Annotated in this window: 16 protein-coding genes and 1 tRNA gene; 4 read left to right on the top strand and 13 right to left on the bottom strand. The window is 55.4% G+C overall.

Annotated features, from left to right (window positions below; translation table 11 throughout):
• Positions 1–7 precede the first annotated feature (7 nt).
• The 4 genes from VQ830_RS00805 to VQ830_RS00790 all read right to left on the bottom strand — a co-directional run bounded on the left by VQ830_RS00805 (position 8) and on the right by VQ830_RS00790 (position 5,121).
• Positions 8–1,012: an ABC transporter permease subunit gene (locus tag VQ830_RS00805; RefSeq protein WP_337266156.1), complete on the bottom strand. Its 1,005-nt coding sequence runs from the start codon at positions 1,010–1,012 to the stop codon at positions 8–10.
• A 122-nt stretch (positions 1,013–1,134) separates the two neighbouring features.
• The gene (locus VQ830_RS00800) at positions 1,135–2,730 is read right to left on the bottom strand and encodes an ABC transporter substrate-binding protein (protein WP_337266155.1); all 1,596 of its coding nucleotides are present in this window, start codon (positions 2,728–2,730) and stop codon (positions 1,135–1,137) included.
• A gap of 239 nt (positions 2,731–2,969) precedes the next feature.
• Positions 2,970–3,449: an iron-responsive transcriptional regulator RirA gene (gene rirA, locus VQ830_RS00795; protein WP_337266154.1), complete on the bottom strand. Its 480-nt coding sequence runs from the start codon at positions 3,447–3,449 to the stop codon at positions 2,970–2,972.
• A 175-nt stretch (positions 3,450–3,624) separates the two neighbouring features.
• Positions 3,625–5,121 (bottom strand): CoA-acylating methylmalonate-semialdehyde dehydrogenase, encoded by a 1,497-nt coding sequence (locus VQ830_RS00790; RefSeq protein ID WP_337266153.1) that lies wholly within the window; start codon positions 5,119–5,121, stop codon positions 3,625–3,627.
• A 141-nt stretch (positions 5,122–5,262) separates the two neighbouring features.
• On the opposite strand from VQ830_RS00790, the gene VQ830_RS00785 reads away from it, so the two are divergent.
• Positions 5,263–6,144, top strand: a complete 882-nt coding sequence (locus VQ830_RS00785; protein WP_337266152.1) for a LysR family transcriptional regulator — start codon at positions 5,263–5,265, stop codon at positions 6,142–6,144.
• Here the strand turns inward: VQ830_RS00785 and VQ830_RS00780 are convergent.
• From VQ830_RS00780 to VQ830_RS00770, 3 genes are all read right to left on the bottom strand, one after another.
• Entirely contained in the window at positions 6,130–6,318 is a 189-nt protein-coding gene (locus tag VQ830_RS00780) for a hypothetical protein (RefSeq protein ID WP_337266151.1), read from the bottom strand. The two genes, VQ830_RS00785 and VQ830_RS00780, sit on opposite strands and share 15 nt — an antisense overlap.
• 47 nt (positions 6,319–6,365) lie before the next feature.
• Entirely contained in the window at positions 6,366–6,794 is a 429-nt protein-coding gene (locus VQ830_RS00775; RefSeq protein WP_337266150.1) for a DUF4174 domain-containing protein, read from the bottom strand.
• Between the two features lie 193 nt (positions 6,795–6,987).
• Positions 6,988–7,227, bottom strand: coding sequence for a helix-turn-helix domain-containing protein (locus VQ830_RS00770; RefSeq protein ID WP_337266149.1), 240 nt, complete (start codon positions 7,225–7,227; stop codon positions 6,988–6,990).
• 586 nt (positions 7,228–7,813) lie between these two features.
• On the opposite strand from VQ830_RS00770, the gene VQ830_RS00765 reads away from it, so the two are divergent.
• Both VQ830_RS00765 and VQ830_RS00760 read left to right on the top strand, forming a co-directional pair.
• Positions 7,814–7,890, top strand: a tRNA-His gene (locus tag VQ830_RS00765).
• A gap of 337 nt (positions 7,891–8,227) precedes the next feature.
• A complete protein-coding gene (locus VQ830_RS00760; RefSeq protein ID WP_337266148.1) occupies positions 8,228–12,046 on the top strand; it encodes a PAS domain-containing sensor histidine kinase in 3,819 nt (1,272 codons plus the stop codon).
• Positions 12,047–12,148: 102 nt separating this feature from the next.
• Here VQ830_RS00760 and VQ830_RS00755 read toward each other — a convergent pair whose 3' ends face one another.
• Complete coding sequence (locus tag VQ830_RS00755; protein WP_438617136.1) at positions 12,149–14,143, bottom strand: acetoacetate--CoA ligase; 1,995 nt, start codon at positions 14,141–14,143, stop codon at positions 12,149–12,151.
• Positions 14,144–14,224: 81 nt separating this feature from the next.
• Between VQ830_RS00755 and VQ830_RS00750 the strand changes: the two genes are divergently transcribed.
• Entirely contained in the window at positions 14,225–16,108 is a 1,884-nt protein-coding gene (locus VQ830_RS00750) for an AsmA family protein (protein WP_337266147.1), read from the top strand.
• Positions 16,109–16,167: 59 nt separating this feature from the next.
• Here VQ830_RS00750 and VQ830_RS00745 read toward each other — a convergent pair whose 3' ends face one another.
• From VQ830_RS00745 to VQ830_RS00725, 5 genes are all read right to left on the bottom strand, one after another.
• Positions 16,168–16,986, bottom strand: a complete 819-nt coding sequence (locus tag VQ830_RS00745) for an ABC transporter permease (protein WP_337266146.1) — start codon at positions 16,984–16,986, stop codon at positions 16,168–16,170.
• Positions 16,987–16,988: 2 nt separating this feature from the next.
• A complete protein-coding gene (locus tag VQ830_RS00740; protein ID WP_337266145.1) occupies positions 16,989–17,900 on the bottom strand; it encodes an ABC transporter permease subunit in 912 nt (303 codons plus the stop codon).
• Positions 17,901–17,903: 3 nt separating this feature from the next.
• Positions 17,904–19,052, bottom strand: a complete 1,149-nt coding sequence (locus VQ830_RS00735; protein WP_337266144.1) for an ABC transporter ATP-binding protein — start codon at positions 19,050–19,052, stop codon at positions 17,904–17,906.
• 87 nt (positions 19,053–19,139) lie between these two features.
• Positions 19,140–20,237 (bottom strand): polyamine ABC transporter substrate-binding protein, encoded by a 1,098-nt coding sequence (locus tag VQ830_RS00730; protein ID WP_337266143.1) that lies wholly within the window; start codon positions 20,235–20,237, stop codon positions 19,140–19,142.
• A 131-nt stretch (positions 20,238–20,368) separates the two neighbouring features.
• Positions 20,369–21,784, bottom strand: coding sequence for a helix-turn-helix domain-containing protein (locus VQ830_RS00725; protein WP_337266142.1), 1,416 nt, complete (start codon positions 21,782–21,784; stop codon positions 20,369–20,371).
• Between the last annotated feature and the right edge of the window lie 42 nt (positions 21,785–21,826).

The raw sequence follows: 21,826 nt of genomic DNA, 5'->3' as shown, positions 1-21,826 counted from the left end.
CCGCTCCTTAATGCCGGATACGCGGATTGATGAGACCGTAGAGCAGATCGACGATCAAATTGACCACCATGATGATGACTGCAATCATCAACAAACCTGCCTGAACGACGGCATAATCACGCTTGAAGACGGCATCGACCATCCATTTGCCGATACCTGGCCAGGAGAAGATCGTCTCCGTCAGGATCGCACCTGCCAGCAAAGTTCCCATCTGAAGACCGATGGTCGTAACGACGGGGATCATCGCATTGCGAAGGGCATGTACGCCGACGACGCGTCGCGGCTTCAGGCCTTTCGAACGTGCGGTGCGGACATAATCCTCACCCAGAACCTCGAGCATCGCCGAACGCGTCTGACGTGCGATAACGGCAAGAGGGATCGTAGCAAGAACGACCGTTGGCAAAATCAGGTAGCTGACAGCAGATGCAAATGCGCCCTTTTGACCCGACAGAAGGCTGTCGATCAGCATGAACCCTGTCACGGGCTTAAAGAAATACATCAGCGAAATGCGCCCGGAGACCGGTGTCCAACCGAGGTAGCCGGAAAAAAAGATGATCAGAAGAAGCCCCCACCAGAAGATCGGCATGGAATAGCCGACCAGCGCGACGCCCATGATGGTCTGATCGAACCAGGTGCCGCGCTTCACAGCGGCAATGATGCCAGCCGGTATGCCAAGACAGACGGCAACGATCATCGCGGACAACGACAATTCCAGCGTCGCTGGAAACAGTGAGCGAAACTCCGTCAGCACCGGACGCTTCGTCGCGATCGAAACGCCGAAATCGCCGTGCAGCACCTTCCAGAGATAATCGAAATATTGGACATAAAGGGGTCGGTCGAAGCCGAACTGATGCACCATCATCTGATAGCGCTCGGGAGTCATCCCTCGCTCGCCGGCGAGGGCGATGATGGGATCTCCCGGCAGGAGGCGGATGAAGAAGAAAGCGATGAGCGTGACGCCGATGAAAGTCGGAATCAGAAGCCCGATGCGCTTCAGCAGAAATCCGAACATAGCGATGTTTCCAGGAAAAGCGCGCCGTTTAGCCGGCGGATCAAGGTCATGGACCTCTAATACAATAACAAGCGAGCGCCGTCGCACTCAGGCGACGGCGCTCGGAATGCGATAAAGAGGACTTACTCTTCGATGTCAACCCCGTCGAAGCGGTGTGAACCGAGAGGATCCATCAGGTAACCCTTCACCTTGGTGGACATCGGCAAGCTGACCAGCGAGTGCGCAATGGTTGCCCAAGGTGCTTCCTTCTTGAAGATCACCTGCGCTTCTTCATAAAGCTTGGTGCGCTCCGGCTTGTCGGACGTGATCGCACCCTTCTTGATCAGCGCGTCATAGTCCTTGTTGCACCAGGCAGCCTTGTTGCCCGAACCGACGCCGTCACAGCCGAGCAGGATCGCCAAGAAGTTATCCGGGTCGCCGTTATCACCGGTCCAGCCAGCGAGAACCGCGCCGTCATGCTTCGGATCGCCAGCGAGTTTCAGGTACTGCGTCCAGTCGTAGGACACGATTTCGACGCCAACGCCGACCTTTGCGAAGTCAGCCTGGATCAGTTCGGCCATACGGCGTGCATTCGGGTTGTAGGGACGCGACACCGGCATCGCCCAAACCTTCATCTTAAGATCTTTGACGCCGGCCTTTTCCAAAGCGGCCTTCGCAGCTTCCGGATCATATTTGTCGTCTTCAACCTTATCGTTGTACGACCACATTGTCGGCGGGATCGGGTTCTTGGCGATGGCGCCAATACCGGGATACACTGCCTCAAGGATGGCTTTCTTATTGATTGCCATATTCAAAGCACGGCGGACTTCGACCTTATCGAATGGCGCCTGTGTTGTGTTGTAGGCAAGATAGCCAACGTTTAGGCCAGGCTGCTCCATGACCGTCAAGGTCTTGTCCTGCTTCAGCGCAGGCAGATCGGCCGGGTTGGGTGCAACCGCAACCTGGCACTCGCCAGCCTTCAGACGCTGCAGACGAACTGCCGCATCCGGGGTGATCGCAAAGACGAGATCGTCGATCGCCTGCTTGCCATCCCAATATTCCGGGTTAGCCTTGAAGCGGATGACGGCATCCTGCTGGTAATCCACAAAGGCGAAGGGGCCGGTTCCAAGTGGCTGCTGGTTCAGCTTCTCCGGCGTCTTGTCGGCCAGGAGCTTGTCGGCATATTCCTTGGAAACGATCGAAGCAAAGTCCATCGCAAGGTTCGCGATCATCGGCGCATTTGGCGAGGACAGCGTCATCTTGACGGTATAATCGTCAACCTTTTCAATCGACTTGAGGAGCTTTGGCATGCTCATGTCGCTGAAGTAGTCGTAGCTGCCCTTGTCAATATAGGAGTGATAGGGGTTAGACTTGTTGAGCTGACGATCGAAAGTGAAAACCACATCGTCTGCATTGAAATCACGCGTCGGCGTGAAGAAATCGGTGGTCTGGAACTTCACGCCCTTGCGCAGGTGGAAGGTGTAGGTGAGGCCATCGGCGGAAACCTCCCACTTTTCTGCAAGACCGGGGACGACTTCTGTTGAACCGCGCTTGAACTCGACAAGACGGTTATAAACCGGCTTGGAGGACGCATCGAAATCGGTTCCAGCAGTGTAGAGGGCGGGATCGAAGCCGGCTGGCGAGCCTTCAGAGCAGTACACCAGCGTCTTGGACCAAGCCGTCGTGGCCATCACGGAGGCAACCGCAGTGGCGGCCAGAAGCAAAGGAAGTCTTTTCATCAAACGTTTTCCCATTTTCTTATGGTTTTTATCGATCTCGGTTCCCCTGGATCAGACGCCGGATGGAACGATATTTGGGAGCGGAAAGCAACGGCCCGCGCCGCATTTTTTTCGGCCCCTGTTTATAATTTTGTCCAAAACTTGACGCGCGTTGAGAAAAATTCTCGCATCAGCTTGCACGCAACGAAAAAACCACCCTCAAAGGGTGGCTTTTTTGGAAGCTAGAATTTTTCGAGCCTTTAGGCTGCGGGCGCGCGAACGTCCGATTTCGGAAGCTTAACGTTTCCGGTAATACCGAGAAGGAAGTTGATCTGCGGCCGCGCCTTGACCAGATCGTCGATCGAATACTCTGTCAGCACATCAAAGAAAGCGTTCAGCGCCTTGCGCAAGGCAGAGTTCAGGCCACAGCTATCAACCAATGGGCATTCTGCTACGCCATCTTCGAAGCATTCGGCCATCGCAAAGCTGTCTTCGGTCACTTTTACCACGTCGAAAAGGCTGATGTCGGCGGCAGGCTTGCCGAGGCGAACACCGCCATTGCGACCGCGAACAGTTTCGACAAGGCCAGCTTTGTTCAGCGGCTGAAGGATTTTGAAAAGAAAAAGCTCAGAAACCCCATAGGCCTTGGCGATCTCCGGGATGCGGCTCAGATTGCCCTCGTTGGCAGCACAGTACATCAACATGCGCACCGCATAGTTGGTTTGCTTCGTCAAACGCATGCCAATCTCCTGAATCTCTGGCCGTCTCTCCGTATATAGTCAGTTCCACAGTTTTGAACAATTCCAAAATATGAAATTTGCAATCACGTTTCTTGGACCTGTGGGAAACGCTGCTCTGGCAAAGAAAAAGGGCCGACATCCTTCGATCCCGGCCCCTCAGCGTGTTGTCGGCTTTTTACTTCATCGTCGGCATGACGAATTCGGCGCCGTCCTTGATGCCGGACGGCCACCGCGCCGTGATTGTCTTCGTTCGCGTCCAGAACTTGATCGAGTCTGTTCCGTGCTGGTTCAGATCGCCAAAGGAAGAGGCTTTCCAGCCACCAAACGAGTGATAGGCAAGCGGAACCGGGATCGGCACGTTAACGCCGATCATGCCGATATTGATCCGGCTGGCGAAGTCGCGAGCGGCATCGCCGTCACGGGTGTAGATAGCAACGCCATTGCCGTATTCATGCTTCATTGGCAGCGCCAGCGCATCTTCGTAGTTCTTGGCGCGGACAACCGAAAGTACCGGTCCGAAGATTTCCGTCTTATAAATTTCCATGTCTGGTGTGACGTTGTCGAACAAGGTCCCGCCGACGAAGTAACCGTTCTCATAGCCCTGCAGCTTGAAATCGCGGCCATCGACAACGAGTTTTGCGCCTTCTTCTACGCCCTTGTCGATCAGGCTACGAACGCGGTCCTGAGCAGCTTTGGTCACCAGCGGACCCATGTCTGCCTTATCATCGGTGTAAGGGCCGATGCGAAGCGACTCGACCTTTGGCGTCAGCTTTTCGATGAGGCGGTTGGCAACTTCGTCACCGACCGGCACGGCAACTGAAACCGCCATGCAGCGCTCACCAGCAGAACCATAGCCTGCACCCATCAAAGCATTGACGGCCTGATCAAGATCGGCGTCGGGCATGATGATCATATGGTTCTTTGCGCCGCCGAAGCACTGGGCGCGCTTGCCGTTTGCAGCGGCTGTTCCGTAGACATAGCGTGCAATCGGCGTAGAGCCGACAAATGAGACGGCGGCAATGTCCGGATCCGTCAGGATGGCGTCCACGGCGGCCTTGTCGCCGTTGACAACGTTGAGAATGCCTTCTGGAAGCCCGGCTTCGATCATGAGTTCCGCCAGACGCATCGGGACGGAAGGATCACGTTCGGAAGGCTTTAGGATAAAGGCATTGCCGCAGGCAATTGCGGGGGCAAACATCCACATTGGGATCATCGCCGGAAAATTGAACGGCGTGATACCCGCGCCGACACCAACCGCCTGACGGATGGAATACATGTCGATGGCTGGTCCTGCGCCTTCCGTGAACTCGCCCTTCTGCAGATGCGGAATGCCACAGACAAATTCGCAGACTTCCAACCCGCGGATGATATCACCCTTGGAGTCTTCGACCGTCTTACCGTGCTCTTTGGAAAGCAGTTCGGCAAGTTGGTCCATGTTTTTGTTGAGAAGCTCGACGAACTTGAAAAACACGCGAGCCCGACGCTGCGGGTTCGTTGCAGCCCATTTCGGCTGAGCAGTTTTTGCATTTTCGACGGCAGCGCGCATTTCCTCGACGCTGGCCAAGGCGACCTTTGCCTGGACTTCACCGGTCGCAGGGTTGAAAACCTCGGCGGTACGGCCGCTGGTGCCGGCAACGTGCTTGCCGCCGATGAAATGACCGATCTCCTGCATGATGATATGCCTCCTCTTTTTCTGCTGATCTTTGACGTGGCATAAGCCCCGACTTGTAATAAGGAGCTTCGCACTTCAATTTGCACATATCAACAGGCTATTATAAGCAACCGTTGTGCAAAAATTAAAGTCGAGGCGATCGTGGATTGGGACGATGTTCGTATGTTTCTCGCGGTCGCGCGAACAGGACAGATTCTCGCGGCGTCGCGCAGGCTTGGGGTGAACCACGCAACCTTAAGCCGACGCATGACCACCTTGGAGCAGCGGCTGAACACGAGGTTGATCGTGCGTCGAACCAATGGCTGCGAATTGACCGCAGAAGGAGAGGTCTTCCTGCATGCCGCCGAGCGAATGGAGGCGGAAATGCTTCGCGCTCAATCCGCTATTGGACGGGTCGATAGTGCAATCGCCGGCACTGTCAGGATTGGCGCCCCAGATGGGTTCGGCGTTGCTTTCCTTGCGCCAAGACTTGGCCAACTCATTGCGCGCCACCCGGAGTTGCGGTTGCAACTGGTGCCGGTGCCGCGCTCGTTTTCGTTGTCGCAGCGTGAGGCCGACATTGCCATTACATTGGAGAGGCCGGAACAGGGCCGGCTCATTTCAGCCAAGCTGATCGACTATTCCCTCGGCCTTTATGCTTCGCGCGACTATGTTGCCGCGTCCAAAAGCCTGGACGATGTTGAAGCGCTTCGAGATCACCCCCGCATCGGTTATGTCGAGGATCTTATCTTTACGGCATCGCTGGATTTCACGAGCGAAGTCATGCGCAACTGGAATGCGTCTTTCGAAATTTCAACAGCGATCGGGCAAACGGAGGCAGTCCGCTCAGGCGCTGGGATTGGTATCCTCCACGACTATATCGCCCGCCAATATCCCGAACTGGTGAGGCTTTTGCCCGGTACATCCATCAAAAGATCGTACTGGACAACTTATCATGAGACCGCCCGCGATCTGGTTCGCGTTCGCACGGTCATCGAATTCCTTCAGGAAATCGTCCAGGCGAACCGATCAATGTTCCTGTGAAGGAAAATCCCCTCGCCGCAGTTGGCGTGGTGGATTATCCACCTCATCAGGATTGGGATTGGGCGTCTCATCCGGCAGGCGGTCCGGCTCCGGCTCCTTGATCGGCGGCTCAGGTTGCCAATCAGGTCCAGGAGGGACGGGCGTGCCCGGAAACGGATCGTTCGGAACTGACATCTTTATTCCTTTCCATCGATCTTGGAAAATACGAGAAGATGGCTGCCTTATTCGTCAGCGTGACGTGTTTCGGCCTGTCGCATCGGCATATTGTCGATAAGCGCGAAGAGCTCTTCCGCCGGTACGGGCGTCTTGGCCCTCAGCTTTTCCGTGCCATCTTTTCCAACTAGAATCATCGCAAATTCACCTGTCTCTGGACCACTCAGCGACTGACGAAGCGCATTGGCTTCAAAGTTCACTCGAATAGAACCGAATAGTACATCAACAGCCGTCCCGCGAAACCTGAGCACAATAACGTCACGGTCCTCCAAACCTTCGCGAACCGCAAGTAGTTGGTTTTCTTGACGGGCGGCCATTTGATTATTCTCGTCAGAGAAGATGATGACGATGCGTTTTTGCCAACGAAGCTCAGCCAAGCTGCCTACCTTAAGCTCCTGGCCGGTTGTCGTTTGACCTGTGCTCTTGCGAACTGTCACTCATCTCTCCCGTTGTTGGTTTGAACGGATAGAGCGCGCGCGAAGTTCCCGAGAAATGAGATCTGCAAACCGACGATCATATCGGTCAACAACAAGAGGTCGCACTTTGTGCAGAAACTGAAACACCGCAACCCGAAGAGTTGCGGTGTAAACTTCATTGAACGTAAAAAATTAAATCTCGAAACTGCTGAAATCAGACCATAAAATCGGACGCTGGAACCTGCAAAGCCGACGCGATGCGTCGCAATTTTGCAGGATCATTGTCGGCGCCGTTTTCAATAGCGGCGATTTCAGCGGCCACGAGACCACAGGTTACAGAAAGATCCTCGATGGTGTAGCCTGCCGCTTCCCGCGCCGTCTTGACAGCACTAGCAATGTTAATCGGCGCGGCACCTGATTTGGCTTCATCGAGATTTGTCAGGGAAATGGACATGAAAGCCTCCTTATGAAATCACTTTGAATGGCCCCGAGACGAGAAATGGCACTCAAGCTCACATTTTGCAATGCAATATAATGTTTCGTTATCAAATTCACGTTAACAGACGCAAAGATCCCTACGGCTACCCCGTTGTTTTCTATGAGTTTATTCAATTTCTATTCGCTATGCGGTTGCTGCAAAGCACACATGCGCAGCCATCAAAAGCAAACGTAACGCAAAAATGGAAGGCATAGCTCTACCTCCATACGCGCCTAAACGCTTGCCAGACGAAAAGTTACACCCTGACGGAGGATTTAACCAGCGCTTCTTAAGCAAGAGGCGGGCTTAGGTCTATTGGCGACACAATAATACAATGGGACGCCGATCATACGCGCTCGGACCGGAAACTTCAGTTTTCCGTTAGTCGGCCCGATGCTTGAGTGAATGAATGATCCGCGTATAGCGTAAGTCATTGAAGCGCCGGACGGCCATCCGATTTCCCTTTTTCGGGATCGGCTTTTTGAATGATGATGCAAATCAGGTCTTGAATTTCTGATCAAGTCCTCGTATGTCACCCTCGGTTCGCCGGTAACGGCGTTGTGCGGTTGTAGCTCAGTTGGTTAGAGCGCAGGTTTGTGGCACCTGAGGTCGGAGGTTCGAGACCCCCCAACCGTACCATTCAATCTAAAATTGCTGATCTTGTCTTTCGCTTAAATCTACTGTGCGCTGCGCGGGGTGGATAGCTGTGAAAATCTAGGGTTCGGCGATCTTCATATTGAAAAAGTATGAGCAGCCTTTATGGTCCTTACCAAGGCTTTTCCTTGCCAATGGAAGACAGCATGGGAATTAACCTTCTTCTCATTTTTAAGGGGAGAAGAAGGCGGTACGCCGGCAACTCTGTTGCCATCCTAGCGTTAACCCTATCGACCGAATGCAATGGACTTCACTGGATAAGACGCTGTCGATCAGGTTATTAATGAAGTGTTAATTTCTGGACGCAGATCAAGGTTTGACCATGCCCGCTGTCACGTACCCGTTCATCGACATCGCCGTCCATAGACGAGTGCGGGACCGATTTGCCCAAGGAGAAGGCATGGTGCTTTTTCCAGTCGGCCTCGATCGCGTGCTTTGGGCGAACGGTCTCGGCGCTAAACTGTTCGGCCATCGCGAGATCTATGACTTCCTCGAACGCGGTGTTGGCGCCGCGGACATCACTTTTCGCCAGATCAAGACGACAGCGCAGCAGCTGAACAGTGAAGGCGATCACCGGAACGTTATGATCCGCATCGCCAAAGCCTTTCAGAAGGTCACCGTTCAAGCGAGTGTCGAACGGATTCGCTTGAGCTCTTCGGAAGAGGCAATCTTATTTTCAGTCCCGGTCTCGGCAAAGGGGCTGTCCCTGCAGCAAACTGCTGCGCAGATGCTAGAAGGCTTGGACGATCCTGACACCCATATGGCGGTGATCGGTGGCGACGGCGAAGTGATCAGCGGGTCACCGGGTTTTCAACAGCTTGGCATTACGCCGCAAGCTGCCAAGACCTTGATCACTCTGGCCGGCAACCATCCCGAACGGCTCGTGAAACGGCCTGTCGCAACCGGCAAAGGCTATCTGCCGGCGGCTGTTGGTCGACTGAGCGACGAGCCCTCCCTCAACCTTTTCTTTGCCGTGGAAACGGCAATTGGCCATCTCGATCCGATTGACCTGCCTGGATCGTCAACCTCCGATCCCGTAGTGGCAGGAGTGGAAGCGCCAGCGCATAATCCAGACTATTCTGAAACTCTGGATGCAGTCGCACACATCGAAGAAATCGAAGAGCCTGTCGATGACGATGATTTTGCGGATGAGCAAGAACACGGTTCGGACCCGGCGCAAGCCAACGCTTCAATCACGCCCGATGACGTAGGCGCCGGTTTTGACGAAGATCACGATCTATCGAACAAAAGACTGCCCGCGGCAGAAGAAGCAAGAACGTCCGATGCTGGGCCAGCCTCCAACGATCTTGATGATATCGCAGGCGAAGGCTCGGAAGCAGCCGTCTCCGTCAGTGCTTCCGATAAGTCTGAAATCCTCGAAGAAACTGTGCCTCAATCACAAATAGATGAGGTACTACACGACGAACCCATTTCAGACAGCGCTTCGGTGAGCGAAGGCTCGAAGTTTCAGTATCAACCGACATCGCGCGCAACGCGCTTTGTCTGGAAGATCGATGCACATGGCAGGTTCAGCGAGGTCTCTTCAGAATTCGCATCGGCAGTGGGCGCCCATTCAGCCGATATCGTCGGCCGCACCTTCGAAGAGATGAACGCGCTCTTCCACATCGACCCAGAACACAAAGTCGAAGAGGCTTTGGCACGGCGGGATACATGGTCGGGCAAAACAATTCACTGGCCTATCGAGGGCACAAGCCTTTCCGTTCCTGTCGATCTAGCAGCGCTGCCCACTTATACGCGCACGCGAGATTTCGACGGTTTTAGGGGCTTTGGGGTCGTTCGTCTCGCAGATGCGGTCGAAGATCCTCTCGCCATAGGCCTGAAGCTTGGCTTCGAAGATTTGTTCGAAAACGTCGATACTCATGACGCCATTCCGATTGAGCAAGAAGGGATGGAAGAGCTGGAGAGCGAGGATATCTCCGGCGCGGATGAACAGCTCGGCATCCAGCCTTATTCAGGTGAGACGGACCAAGGCGAAACTCTGGCTGTTGAGAGCGAGCCGGTAAGCTTCGACCCGGCGGCAGATGAAGAAAGTATTCCTCAGGCTGACGAAGAAGCTATGCCGGCGGATATGACAACGCCAACGGACTTGGCTGACGACACAAAGATTGATCAGGATCAGAAGGATCCGAAGGCGACCGAGCACGGCGAACTCATGTCCGATGCGGGAAAAACGCCGGAAGACTTGGCTCCGGCACCGTCCGTGCCTGCCTCCACCACCAATATCATCCCATTTCAGTCTGGTAGCGCGGCAGGACTAAGCAATGCCGAACAGGCAAATTTCCGCGAAATCGCGCGTCGGCTAGAGGCTCTTGGCACGGGTAAACTGGCGGCTCTTTCCAAGGAGACGTCTACGCAGGCGAGAACTGCGGTGGAAGAACCTTCTGATGCAAAGGAGCTCTCAACGACACAGGCCTTCGAAGAGAGCAATGATCCGGATGACGGAAGTGACGCGAAAGAACAGAGTCTCGTCGGCCATGCATCGGATCAGAAGAGTGTAACCTCTCATGCGGAGGATGATGTTCCGTCTGAAGACGAGATGCCCGTTGAAGGTATGGAAGAGACCATACCTGCGGCCGATGTTCTGGCGCATCTGATCCCACCACGCGCACGGATGAAGGGAGGGCTTTCAGCCGACGCCGTGGATCTTCTTCCGCTCGCCATTCTCATTCATGTTGGCGATCGACTTCTTCATGCCAATGCAGAATTCTTGCGCCTGACCGGTTATTCTTCGCTTGAGGCTCTTGAAGAGGTCGGTGGGCTCGATGCCCTGTTACAGCGGGGCGACCTGGAAAATGAAGAAAACGCCGGTACGCTGACGCTTGTGCGGGAAGACGATGTGCTGCTGCCGGTCATGGCGCGTCTGCAATCCATTCGCTGGGAGGATACCAGCGCCTTGATGCTGGCGCTGATGCCAGTCGGTGGGGAGCATGTCCTGCCGCCGCCCGAAGAAAGTCCTTCTGCAAGCCGCGGCGCGGATCGCTTGACCGAGAAGGTTGCACGACTTCAGGTCGAAGTCGAAGAGCTTCGTTCCATTCTGGAAACGGCTACCGATGGTGTTGTCGTCATCGGCGCGGACGGAGAGATCCGCTCGATGAACCGGTCCGCGAGCGCCCTGTTCAATTACGACGACGAGGAGACGCGCGGAAAACCATTCGCGATGCTCTTTGCCCATGAAAGCCAGAAGGCCGTGATGGATTACGTTCACGGCTTAGCCGAACATGGCGTTGCCAGCGTGCTGAATGATGGACGCGAGGTTATTGGCCGGGAGGCTGGTGGCGGATTCGTGCCCCTGTTCATGACAATGGGAAGGCTGACGTCCTCTGACGGCTTTTGCGCGGTGATCCGCGACATCACGCAGTGGAAGCGAACTGAGGAAGAACTCCGCGCGGCAAAGGGTGCGGCGGAAACGGCCAATGCACATAAGACAGACTTTCTCGCACGCGTCAGCCACGAGATCCGCACGCCACTGAACGCGATCATAGGGTTTTCCGATATGATGGCGAATGAACGCTTCGGTGCCATCGGTCATCCTCGCTACATCGAGTATGCGAATGACATTGGCCGTTCCGGACGGCATGTTCTGGATATCGTCAACGATCTCCTCGACATCTCGAAAATCGAAGCAGGTGAGATGGATCTCGATTTCACGGCGGTTGGTCTCAACGAGGCACTGGCCGAAGCTGTCTCACTCGTCCAACCCCAGGCAAATGCGCAGCGCATCATCATTCGCACGGCTTTGTCTCATGCTGTCCCGCATGTTGTTGCCGATCTCCGCTCCATCAAGCAGATCGCTTTGAACATTCTGTCGAATGCTATTCGCTTCACGCCTTCCGGCGGCCAAGTGGTGGTATCAACCTCCTATGAGACGAATGGCAGCGTCGTGCTTCGGGTTCGCGATACTGGTATTGGGATGAGCCGCAGCGAGTTGGAACAGGCCATGAAGCCTTTCCGGCAGGTTTCGACACAGTCGCGTCATCGCGGTGACGGAACCGGGCTCGGCCTGCCATTGACGAAAGCCATGGTGGATGCGAACCGGGCAGTCTTTGCGATCAATTCGTCGCCAAATGAAGGCACCCTGGTCGAGATCACCTTTCCTTCTCAGCGCGTTCTGGCCGGATAAGCAACTCCGATCAAGGTGGCCACGGTCCCGGCTGGTGTCGAATGCTCCAAGGTCCATCGCGGTCAGTTCTGCTGCCCGCGCCCGATGGGGCTGAATTTCACCTCAAGTCTTGAGATCGGGCAGATCAGCAAAAAGCTGCAGCGCGTCGGGGTTGGCAAGCGCTTCCTTGTTTTTCACCAGACGGCCATGCACGACATCACGGACGGCAAGTTCAACGATCTTCCCCGACTTGGTGCGGGGAATATCGGAGACGGCGATGATCTTGGCTGGAACGTGACGTGGTGACGCGCCGGTGCGGATTTTTGATTTGATTGCTTTGACGAGATCGTCTGTCAAAGCCGCGGAATCGGCAAGCCGAACGAAAAGAACGACTCTGACATCCCCGTCCCAGTCCTGTCCGATGCAAAGCGCCTCCAGCACCTCAGGCATTTGTTCAACCTGATTGTAGATCTCAGCCGTACCGATCCGCACGCCGCCCGGGTTGAGCGTCGCATCGGACCGACCGTGTATGATAATGCCGCCGTGATCCGTCCATTCCGCAAAATCGCCGTGGCACCACATATTCTCAAAGCGCTCGAAGTAGGCAGCCCGGTATTTTAACCCATCGGGATCGTTCCAGAAGCACAAGGGCATGGAAGGGAATGACTTCGTGCAGACAAGCTCCCCCTTCTCACCCTTTACGCTGCGGCCTTCATCGTTCCACACATCGACAGCCATACCGAGGCCTGCCCCTTGGATCTCCCCACGCCAAACCGGCTCCAAAGGATTTCCCAGCACAAAACAGGAGACGATATCGGTACCGCCGGAGATGGAGGAAAGCTGAACATCCGGCTTGATCGACTCATAGACGAAGTCGAATCCTTCTGGAGACAGAGGCGAACCGGTTGAGGTGATCAGTCTCAACGGCGCCAAATCGTAATGCTGGCGCGGTTCAAAGCGGCTTTTTCGCAGCCCATCGATGAATTTGGCCGATGTGCCGAAGACGGCGAAATTTTCGGCTTCCGCATAGTCGAAGAGAACCGCCATATCAGGCGCTGCCGGGGAGCCGTCGTAAAGGCAAAGGGTCGCTTCGGCCGCAAGGCCGCTGACCAGCCAGTTCCACATCATCCAGCCGCAAGTTGTGAAGTAAAAGAGCCGCTCACCGCTCTTAAGGCCACAATGGAGGACATGCTCCTTCAAATGCTGCAGCAGTGTTCCCCCAGCTGAATGCACAATGCATTTCGGAACACCGGTCGTGCCGGATGAAAACAGGATGTACAATGGATGGTCGAACGGTAGCGGCTCGAACTGCAGAACATCAGGTTGATAAGGCCTTATAAAATCCTGCAGCGTAGTTGCATCACCGATTTCGGCAGCCATGGCGAGGGCATCTCCGGCGTACGGAATGATGATCGTCGGCGTTGAAAGTCGCCTTGCAACATGCGCTACCTTTTCCCGTACGTCCTGACGCTTTCCACCATACCAATAACCATCGCAGGCAATAAACAGCTTCGGCGCGATCTGGCCAAAGCGATCCAGGATCCCTTGCTCGCCGAAATCCGGTGAGCAGGAGGACCAGATGGCGCCGAGCGAGGCAGCAGCCAGCATAGCGGCAACGGTTTCCGGCATGTTCGGCATCATTGCGCAGATGCGATCGCCCTTCCCGATGCCTGCGGCGCGGTAAGCCTGTTGCAGCTGTGAGACGAGAGCACGAAGCCGGCTCCAGGACCAGCGATCCATAACTTTATCTTCGCCACGAAAAATGATGGCGTCATCGTCCCCGTCACGTCGCAGAAGATTATCCGCAAAGTTCAAGGTTGCGTCAGGGAAGAAACGCGAACCACGCATGTCATCGGCGTCGACAAGGATACGTGAACCTGGATCTCCTTTGACGGCGCAGAAATCCCAAAGCGATCGCCAGAACTCGTCGCGGCTTTCCACCGACCAGCGATGCAGATCTTTGTAACCTTCGAATTGAAGGCCGTATTTTGTGCTGCAGTGTTGCATGAATTGGTAGAGAGGAGTTGTTTCAATCGTCGTTTGACGCGGGCTCCACAGCGGCTTTTCCAAAGATATCCCTCTCGTTCCTCCAGGACAGCGGCGCAGGGCAATCTCCATGAATTGCATCCCGCCACTATTTCCTATATTCCCGCCACAGCAGCGACAAAAAGGCAAGCTGCCGGTGGTACAGCGATGCCGATGAAAACACCTAAAAAACCACAGGGTCGGAAATCCCGGCGAGTGCCATCACGGTGGCTGCATATCCTGGCCCGAACGGCCACAATTCTCCTGCTTTGCTTCCTCCTGATTTTCGTCGCACTGCGGGTCGCCGCCCCTTATGTCGTCTCGACACGCATGGTGCGCACCGGCATTGAGAATGCTCTATCCGAATGGACCGGCTATCGTGCGCAGATCAGTGGCCATTCGGAACTCGAATTCTGGCCGACGCCACGCATCACGATCCATCAGATCGCTATTCGCAACAAGCAGGACGGCAACCGCCTGCTTGGGACGATCGATACCCTATCGGCGGAATTCAGCATCGTCGATGCCATCCTGGGTCACGCAAAATTCCACGAATTCCATCTGCTGCGGCCTAGCCTGTCACTTCATCGAGATAAATCCGGCTTGATCGACTGGACCAACCAGGGGCTTCTTTCCAACGCGATCGGCAAGGCACATCTGCAGAATGGATCACAGGTTCTCGAACGCGAATTTGATGCCTCGGTCGGACGCATTACCGTCGAAGACGGAACTTTCGCGCTGCTGGACATCACCAGCGGCCGTGTCTTCCACTTCGAGTCCGTTTCGGCCGATATCGACTGGCGACGCCTCTCGAGAAAGATGGATGCCGTTCTGATTGCGCGCAGCAATGGCCAGGACTTTAAAGTCAACTTTTCCTCGGCTGCTCCGCTTCTGCTTTTTGCCGGCAAAAACGCCGACATGAATCTGTCGATCAGCTCAGCTCTTTTGACGAGCAGCTATCGCGGAACGGCCAACATCTTGAGCCTCACGGGCATGGATGGTCATGTCAGTATCAGCATTCCGGACCTGCCCGCCCTATCGGCATGGGCCGACCGCACACTTCCCGGTGTCGCGACCCTGAAAAGTTTCAGCCTGGAAGGAGATGTCCAGGCCTTTGATCACGGACTGCGGTTTGACAGCGCCGCGCTCAAGATGAACGATGCCAGCGCTACCGGCGCAATGGATATTTCCTTCCGGCCCGATCGCCAGCCCAGGCTCGGCGGCACTCTTGCCTTCGACCTCATGAACCTGCGTCCGCTTCTGGATGCGTTTACCCTGAGACTTGGCGCTGGTGAGGCGGAAGGCCCTTCGGAAGGCGGTCTGCTTCAAAAGCTGGATATCGATCTCAGACTTTCAGCGAAACAAGCTCAGCTTGATGTTTTCAACCTTCAGGAGGTCGCCGCGAGCGTGATCGTATCGCGCTCGGAGGCGAAGCTTGAAATCGGCGATGCACGTTTTGAAGGCGGCGACCTGATTGCACATCTCGATGTCACGCATGGCGATTTCGACGGCGGAGGAAAACTGCAGATCAACATTAGAAATACGGATCTGGCTGCGGTCATGGACAGGCTCCATCCACAAGGCCCGATCCCTCTCGGTCGGGGTTCTATCGATATCGATGTCCAAACGTCGAAGGCCATATGGCTGGCCCGTCCAGAAGATCTCAGCGGCACGGTTGATCTTGAGGTAAAGAACGGGACTTTGCCGGGCATCGATGTCGACGCAATACGCAGCGAAGCTGCCGCCAAAACACGGTTCTTCCCGCTGAACACCGCGGCATCGCGTGCTTTTGCATTTGACACGCTGGCGATAAAGGCGACCATAAAGGATGGTGCCGCGGAGCTGGACAATGCCCAAATCATCGGCCCATCCCAGACAATGAGCCTTTCCGGGCTGATCCCTTACGCGTCAAGCGGATTGGCATTGACGGGCTCACTCACCGCAACCGATTCGGCCAAGGCAAGCGAGTTTCCTCCCCTGCCCTTTTTCATCGGCGGCTCGTGGCCCAAACCCGTCATGTCACCAGCGCCCGCAAACGAAGCCAGCAACAAAGGCTGAGATCGGCACGCAAGTGCCGCCAAGAATGCACAGCTTAAAGCGTCTTTGACCGAAAGGTATCAGCCTACTGCTGCGGCCGCATATTCGTCACGCTGACGCTGCACTTCCCGGCGCTTGGTAACGATCGAGGCGCAGACGACGCCGATCGTGACGATGCCGATGAGGATCGTACAGACCGCATTGATCTCTGGCGTTACCCCGAGACGCACTTGGCTGTAGATCTTCATCGGCAGCGTTGTAGCGCCAGGGCCAGAGGTAAAGCTGGCGATGACAAGGTCGTCGAGCGACAGCGTAAAAGCCAGCATCCAGCCGGAAAGCACAGCCGGCGCAATAACCGGCAAAGTGATCTCGAAGAAGGTGCGCACCGGCGTTGCTCCGAGATCAAGCGCAGCCTCTTCAATCGACTGATCGAAACTGAGAAGACGAGATTGAACGACCACTGCGACAAAACACATCGTCAACGTGGTGTGGGCAAGGGTGATGGTCCAGAAACCGCGATCCATATCGACAGCAACGAACAAAAGAAGGAGCGACAGTCCGGTGATGACATCCGGCATCACGAGAGGCGCATAGATCATGCCGGAAAACAGGATGCGGCCGCGGAATTTCGTGTGGCGAACGAGTGTCAAGGCAGCAAGCGTTCCGAGGACCGTGGCGGCTGTCGCCGAGATCAGGGCAACGCGGATCGTCACCCAGGCTGCATCTAGCAGCGCCTCGTTTTGCATGAGTGACACATACCATCGTGTTGAGAAGCCGCCCCACACCGTCACCAACTTTGACTCGTTGAAGGAAAAGACAACGAGGAGAAGGATAGGAAGATAGAGGAATGCAAATCCGAGCGTGATCGAGACGATATTGAAGCGTGTCCAACGGTTCATGACTATCTCCCCGCCTCCTCTGCTTTTGCCTGCATTCGCTGGAACAGCACAATCGGCACGACCAGAATGAGCAGCAGGATCGTCGCGACGGCCGACGAGACCGGCCAGTCGCGATTGGCGTTGAACTCGGTCCATAAGGTCTTGCCAATCATCAGTGTCTCCGACCCGCCAAGCAGATCCGGAATGACATATTCGCCGACAGCAGGAATGAACACGAGCATGCAGCCGGCAACCACGCCAGGGATCGATAGAGGAAAGGTCACGCGCCAGAACGCCGTGATGGGCGGGCATCCGAGATCCTGGGCTGCTTCGATCAGCGTCCCGTCCAGCTTTTCGAGTGACGAATAGAGCGGAAGGATCATGAATGGCAGATAGGAATAGACGATGCCGATATAGACGGCGGCATTGGTGTTGAGAATGATCAGAGGCGTATCGATGACATGAAGCGACATCAACAGTTCGTTGAGCAGCCCTTCGGGCTTGAGTATCGCGATCCACGCATAGACCCGGATCAGGAAGCTGGTCCAAAAAGGAAGGATTACCAGCATCAACAACGTCGGCCGCACCGAACGGGGCGCCTGCGCCATGCCATAGGCGATGGGATAGGCGATCAGAAGGGTGATAAGCGTGGAAATGCCTGCAATGATAACGCTGGAAATGTAAGCGTTCACATAAAGCGGATCGTCGAATAACCCTGTGTAGTTATCGAGAGAGAAGCTCGAAACCTTTTCCCAGAAATCTGTAAAGCTGTCAGACAGCGAGAAGACCGGCTCGTAAGGCGGCATCGCGATGGCCGTCGTCGAGACGGAAATGCGGAAGACAATAAAAAACGGGACAAGGAAGAATAGCAATAGCCAGGCATACGGAATGGCAATGACCAGCCGGCGGTATATGGCAGAGCCGATCTTCTGCATCGTTCAGGCCCTCAACAGAACGCCGGCATCTTCGGCAAAAGAAACCCACACCGTCTGATCATATCCGAACGGATCCTCAACGGAGCGCTGAGCATTGAGGAGCGATGCCCGTACGAGTTTGCCGCTTGGCAATTTGACGTGGAAGACCGTCATGTCGCCGAGGTATGCGATCTCCCAGACTTCACCGCGAGCGGCATTGACGGAAGCATCTCCCGGCGGCTCTCGCGTTACCCTTACCTTCTCGGGGCGTATCGCAAAGGCGGCTTCGCTTCCGGCAGGCGGCGCAGAGCTGCCGCTCGTGCGGATCGTGATGCCATCGGCAGTGGCGATCTCTGTCCTGCCATCGGCAGAGGAGATGACTTTGCCGTCGAAGATATTCACATCCCCAATGAAATCAGCAACAAAGCGGCAGTTCGGCGCCTCATAAATCTCACCTGGTGTTGCGACCTGAACAACCTTGCCCTGGCTCATGACCGCAATGCGATCTGCCATGGTCATCGCTTCTTCCTGATCGTGCGTTACAACCACAAAGGTCAGCCCAAGCGATTGCTGCAGATCCATCAGCTCGAACTGCGTTTCCTCGCGAAGCTTCTTATCGAGCGCTCCGAGCGGCTCATCCAGCAACAGCACCTTGGGACGCTTGGCGAGTGAACGCGCCAGCGCGACCCGCTGGCGTTGCCCCCCTGAAAGCTGGTGCGGCTTGCGGCTTGCAAACTTCTCCAGTTTGACCAGCTGCAACATTTGCAAAACGCGCTCGGTGATTTCCTGCTTTGGCATGCCGTCTTGCCGCAGTCCGAAGGCAATATTCTTTTCCACGCTCATATGCGGAAAGAGCGCATAGGATTGAAACATCATATTGACAGGACGCCGATAAGGCGGTGTGCCGGCAAGATCCGCCCCATCAAGAACGATCTCGCCTTCCGTCGGTTGCTCGAAGCCCGCCAGCATCCGAAGCAGCGTCGACTTTCCACATCCGGAAGCACCCAAAAGCGCAAAAAATTCGCGATGATAAATATCAAGCGAAAGATCGTCGACGGCCGTAAATGTACCGAAACGCTTTGTGACGTTCTTAAACGAAATAAATGGTTTGGATGACGGATCGGCCCAGGGGGCAAAGGAACGGCGGATGTTGCCTAGCGACTGCGACTTCATGAAGGTTCCCGATTGACTATGACCAAGCCGTGCTGGAGGACCGGAAGCGGAAGGCCCGGATCGATGACGATCCGGGCCTTTTATATTTCATTGACCGGTGACGACCTTCGTCCAAATTCGCGTCACAACCTTCTGAACCTTTGGATCGTAAGGCGCGATCGTGAAAAGCTTGTTCATCATCTCCGGCTTCGGATAGACAGCAGGATCATCGAGAATCTCTTTATCGACAAACTCCTGCGAAGCCTTGTTGCCATTGGCGTAAACCACATAATTCGTGGCTTTCGCGATGACTTCCGGCCGCATCAGATAGTTGATGAACTCGTGCGCCTCCGCAACGTGCGGCGCATCCTTCGGGATAGCCATCATGTCGAACCACATTTCTGCGCCTTGCGAGGGAATGACATAGCCAATGTCGACATTGTTCTTGGCTTCCTTGGCACGGTTACGCGCTTGGAAGATATCGCCTGAGAAGCCCAACACCATGCAGATATCGCCATTTGCAAGTGCGTTGATATATTCAGACGAATGGAATTTGCGGACATAGGGGCGGATTTGCGCCAGAGCCTTGCCCGCCTTGTCTAGATCCGCCTGAGCGTGGCTGTTCGGGTCAAGGCCCATCCAAGCAAGGACCGAGGGAATAACATCCGTCGGCGAATCCAGCATATAGATGCCGCAGTCCTTGAACTTCGCGGCATTTTCCGGCTTGAAGAGGGTGTCCCAGCTAATACCCTCGTCGGAACCTAGGATCTGCTTGACCTTAGCAACATTATAGCCAATCCCGGTCGTGCCCCACATATAGTCGACGGCGTAGGCATTATCCGGGTCGAACTTGGCCGCACGCTCCATGATTTCCGGCCACATATTCTTCAGGTTCGGAAGCTTCGATTTATCAAGTTTTTGATAAACGCCAGCCTTGATCTGACGAGCCAGGAAGTTGTTGGTAGGGACCACGACATCATAGCCCGTTCCACCCGCAAGAAGTTTTGTTTCCAAGGTTTCATTGGAATCGTAGACGTCATAGACGACCTTGATGCCCGTCTCCTTGGTGAAATCCTCCAAGATCGAATTGTCGATATAATCCGACCAGTTATAGACATTCACCACGCGATCGGCCGCAAAGACCGGTGACGCCAAAATCGCTGCGGCTGTGGCGGCCACCGCAAATCTTGCAATGATAGACCTCATTTTTTCTCCTGTGGCTTATTGCCTAAGCTCCCGCAAGGTATCCTAGAAGCATCGGTCCCTCTGGATGGCATCAGACTAAAAAGGAATTTTCTGCCGGACAAGCTATATTCCAAAGAAGACATCTATTTCCTTCAGCGGAAATCAAAGGGGCTCAAACCCGCAGTCATACCATCCAGGGCCAGTGGGCGTGTAACGGGAGGTTCGGCGCGCGACAAACACGAGCGACGCTCGCACAGCCGGCACGCCGGCCCGATCGCAACGGGTTTAGTTGCGGCAACGGCCTGGGCGTAAACCGTGGCCTCGGCAAAGGATAGATCGCAACCCAACAGGACCGCGGTTCGGCGTACCCGCTCCCCGTAGACGGTCATAGGCCCATCTGACGTTCGGGCAATGGTGAGAAACGTAGTGCCGTCAGGCATTTCCACCGCCTCGGCAAGAAGCTGACCAGGCTGCAGAAACGCCTGATGGATATTGAGCTTTGGACAATGTCCGCCGAACCTACCCTGCGGAAAGCCTGAAGCACCAGCGCGCTTCAAGCGATGGCCGGCTGCGTCAATTTCCATCAGAAAGAAAGGTACGAGCGAAGCACCGGGACGCTGCAACATCGTAAGGCGCGCCGCAACGTGATGGAACGCGACGCTAAATCGCGCAGATAAAATCTCGACGTCGTAGCGACCAGTCTGTGCAGCATTCAGGAACGCTCCATACGGCATGAGGATTGCCGATGCGGCGATCCGAGCAAGCTCGAACCGGGCGAGGCGTTTCGCTTCCGGCGTCGTTAGACCAAAACTATCCACCTCTTTCTGGATGCTGTCGTTCAACCGAAGTAGAGCCGCTTCGATAGCCAGTTCATGATGTCGCTCCGAAGGTGACAAACGCTCGGAAATGAAAAGACGGGCCGAGTGTCGGTCGAAGCGGCGCCGCAGGTCCGGCATGACATGGACAGGAAGAACCCGAACGGTGATCCCATGCGCGCTTCTCATCCACTCGCTAAGCGCGCGGGGCAGATCGGCATGACCGTCCAACTCGGCAACAAAGGTCTCAGCCTCCTGCTCGATCTCATGAAAGTAGGTAGATCGGCGCTCTAGCACATCGCGGACTTCATCAGCGGGCAGACGCGTTCGCGCCAACGCTGGCAGCGGACCGCCATCGGCCATCACTGCCGCTAGATCGGAAAGACGTTCGGCCTGCTCGCGATAAGCACGATAAAGTTTGACGATGGCGCTTGCAGCATTGGGGGCGGCTTGCACAATTTCGGAAAGTTCCTGATCGCCCGGCAGTTCTCCCGCGAGAAGAGGATCGGCGAAAACCTCCCGCAGGGCCGGCAGGTTATTATCAGTGTCGCGGCGCAACTCATCGAGGTCGACCTTATAGGCGGTCGCCAACTTCAACAGAAGCTGGACCGTCAGCGGTCGCTGATTGCGTTCGATGAGATTGAGATAGGACGGCGAAATTTCCAGCGTCTCAGCCATGGCCGTTTGCGTCAGGCCAAGACCGTTGCGAATGCGGCGCACCTTTGCCCCCGCAAAAATCTTTCTTTCGACCATCCGCCCACCCCTCATCTCTGAACATTTTACAAATCATGACAA

It is taken from the genome of Oryzifoliimicrobium ureilyticum, assembly GCF_037199735.1.
GTDB lineage: Bacteria > Pseudomonadota > Alphaproteobacteria > Rhizobiales > Rhizobiaceae > Rhizobium > Rhizobium ureilyticus.
Note: the sequence above shows the minus strand (reverse complement) of the source record. Positions and strands in the feature narration are given on the sequence as shown.

Bases quoted from the DNA above. Each gene is read 5' to 3' on its own strand.
- rirA (WP_337266154.1), bottom strand. From the start codon at position 3,449: ATGCGTTTGACGAAGCAAACCAACTATGCGGTGCGCATGTTGATGTAC.
- VQ830_RS00725 (WP_337266142.1), bottom strand. From the start codon at position 21,784: ATGGTCGAAAGAAAGATTTTTGCGGGGGCAAAGGTGCGCCGCATTCGC.
- VQ830_RS00735 (WP_337266144.1), bottom strand. From the start codon at position 19,052: ATGAAGTCGCAGTCGCTAGGCAACATCCGCCGTTCCTTTGCCCCCTGG.
- VQ830_RS00740 (WP_337266145.1), bottom strand. From the start codon at position 17,900: ATGCAGAAGATCGGCTCTGCCATATACCGCCGGCTGGTCATTGCCATT.
- VQ830_RS00755 (WP_438617136.1), bottom strand. From the start codon at position 14,143: ATGGAGATTGCCCTGCGCCGCTGTCCTGGAGGAACGAGAGGGATATCT.
- VQ830_RS00770 (WP_337266149.1), bottom strand. From the start codon at position 7,227: ATGTCCATTTCCCTGACAAATCTCGATGAAGCCAAATCAGGTGCCGCG.
- VQ830_RS00760 (WP_337266148.1), top strand. From the start codon at position 8,228: ATGCCCGCTGTCACGTACCCGTTCATCGACATCGCCGTCCATAGACGA.
- VQ830_RS00730 (WP_337266143.1), bottom strand. From the start codon at position 20,237: ATGAGGTCTATCATTGCAAGATTTGCGGTGGCCGCCACAGCCGCAGCG.
- VQ830_RS00800 (WP_337266155.1), bottom strand. From the start codon at position 2,730: ATGAAAAGACTTCCTTTGCTTCTGGCCGCCACTGCGGTTGCCTCCGTG.
- VQ830_RS00805 (WP_337266156.1), bottom strand. From the start codon at position 1,012: ATGTTCGGATTTCTGCTGAAGCGCATCGGGCTTCTGATTCCGACTTTC.
- VQ830_RS00745 (WP_337266146.1), bottom strand. From the start codon at position 16,986: ATGAACCGTTGGACACGCTTCAATATCGTCTCGATCACGCTCGGATTT.
- VQ830_RS00790 (WP_337266153.1), bottom strand. From the start codon at position 5,121: ATGCAGGAGATCGGTCATTTCATCGGCGGCAAGCACGTTGCCGGCACC.
- VQ830_RS00780 (WP_337266151.1), bottom strand. From the start codon at position 6,318: ATGTCAGTTCCGAACGATCCGTTTCCGGGCACGCCCGTCCCTCCTGGA.
- VQ830_RS00750 (WP_337266147.1), top strand. From the start codon at position 14,225: ATGAAAACACCTAAAAAACCACAGGGTCGGAAATCCCGGCGAGTGCCA.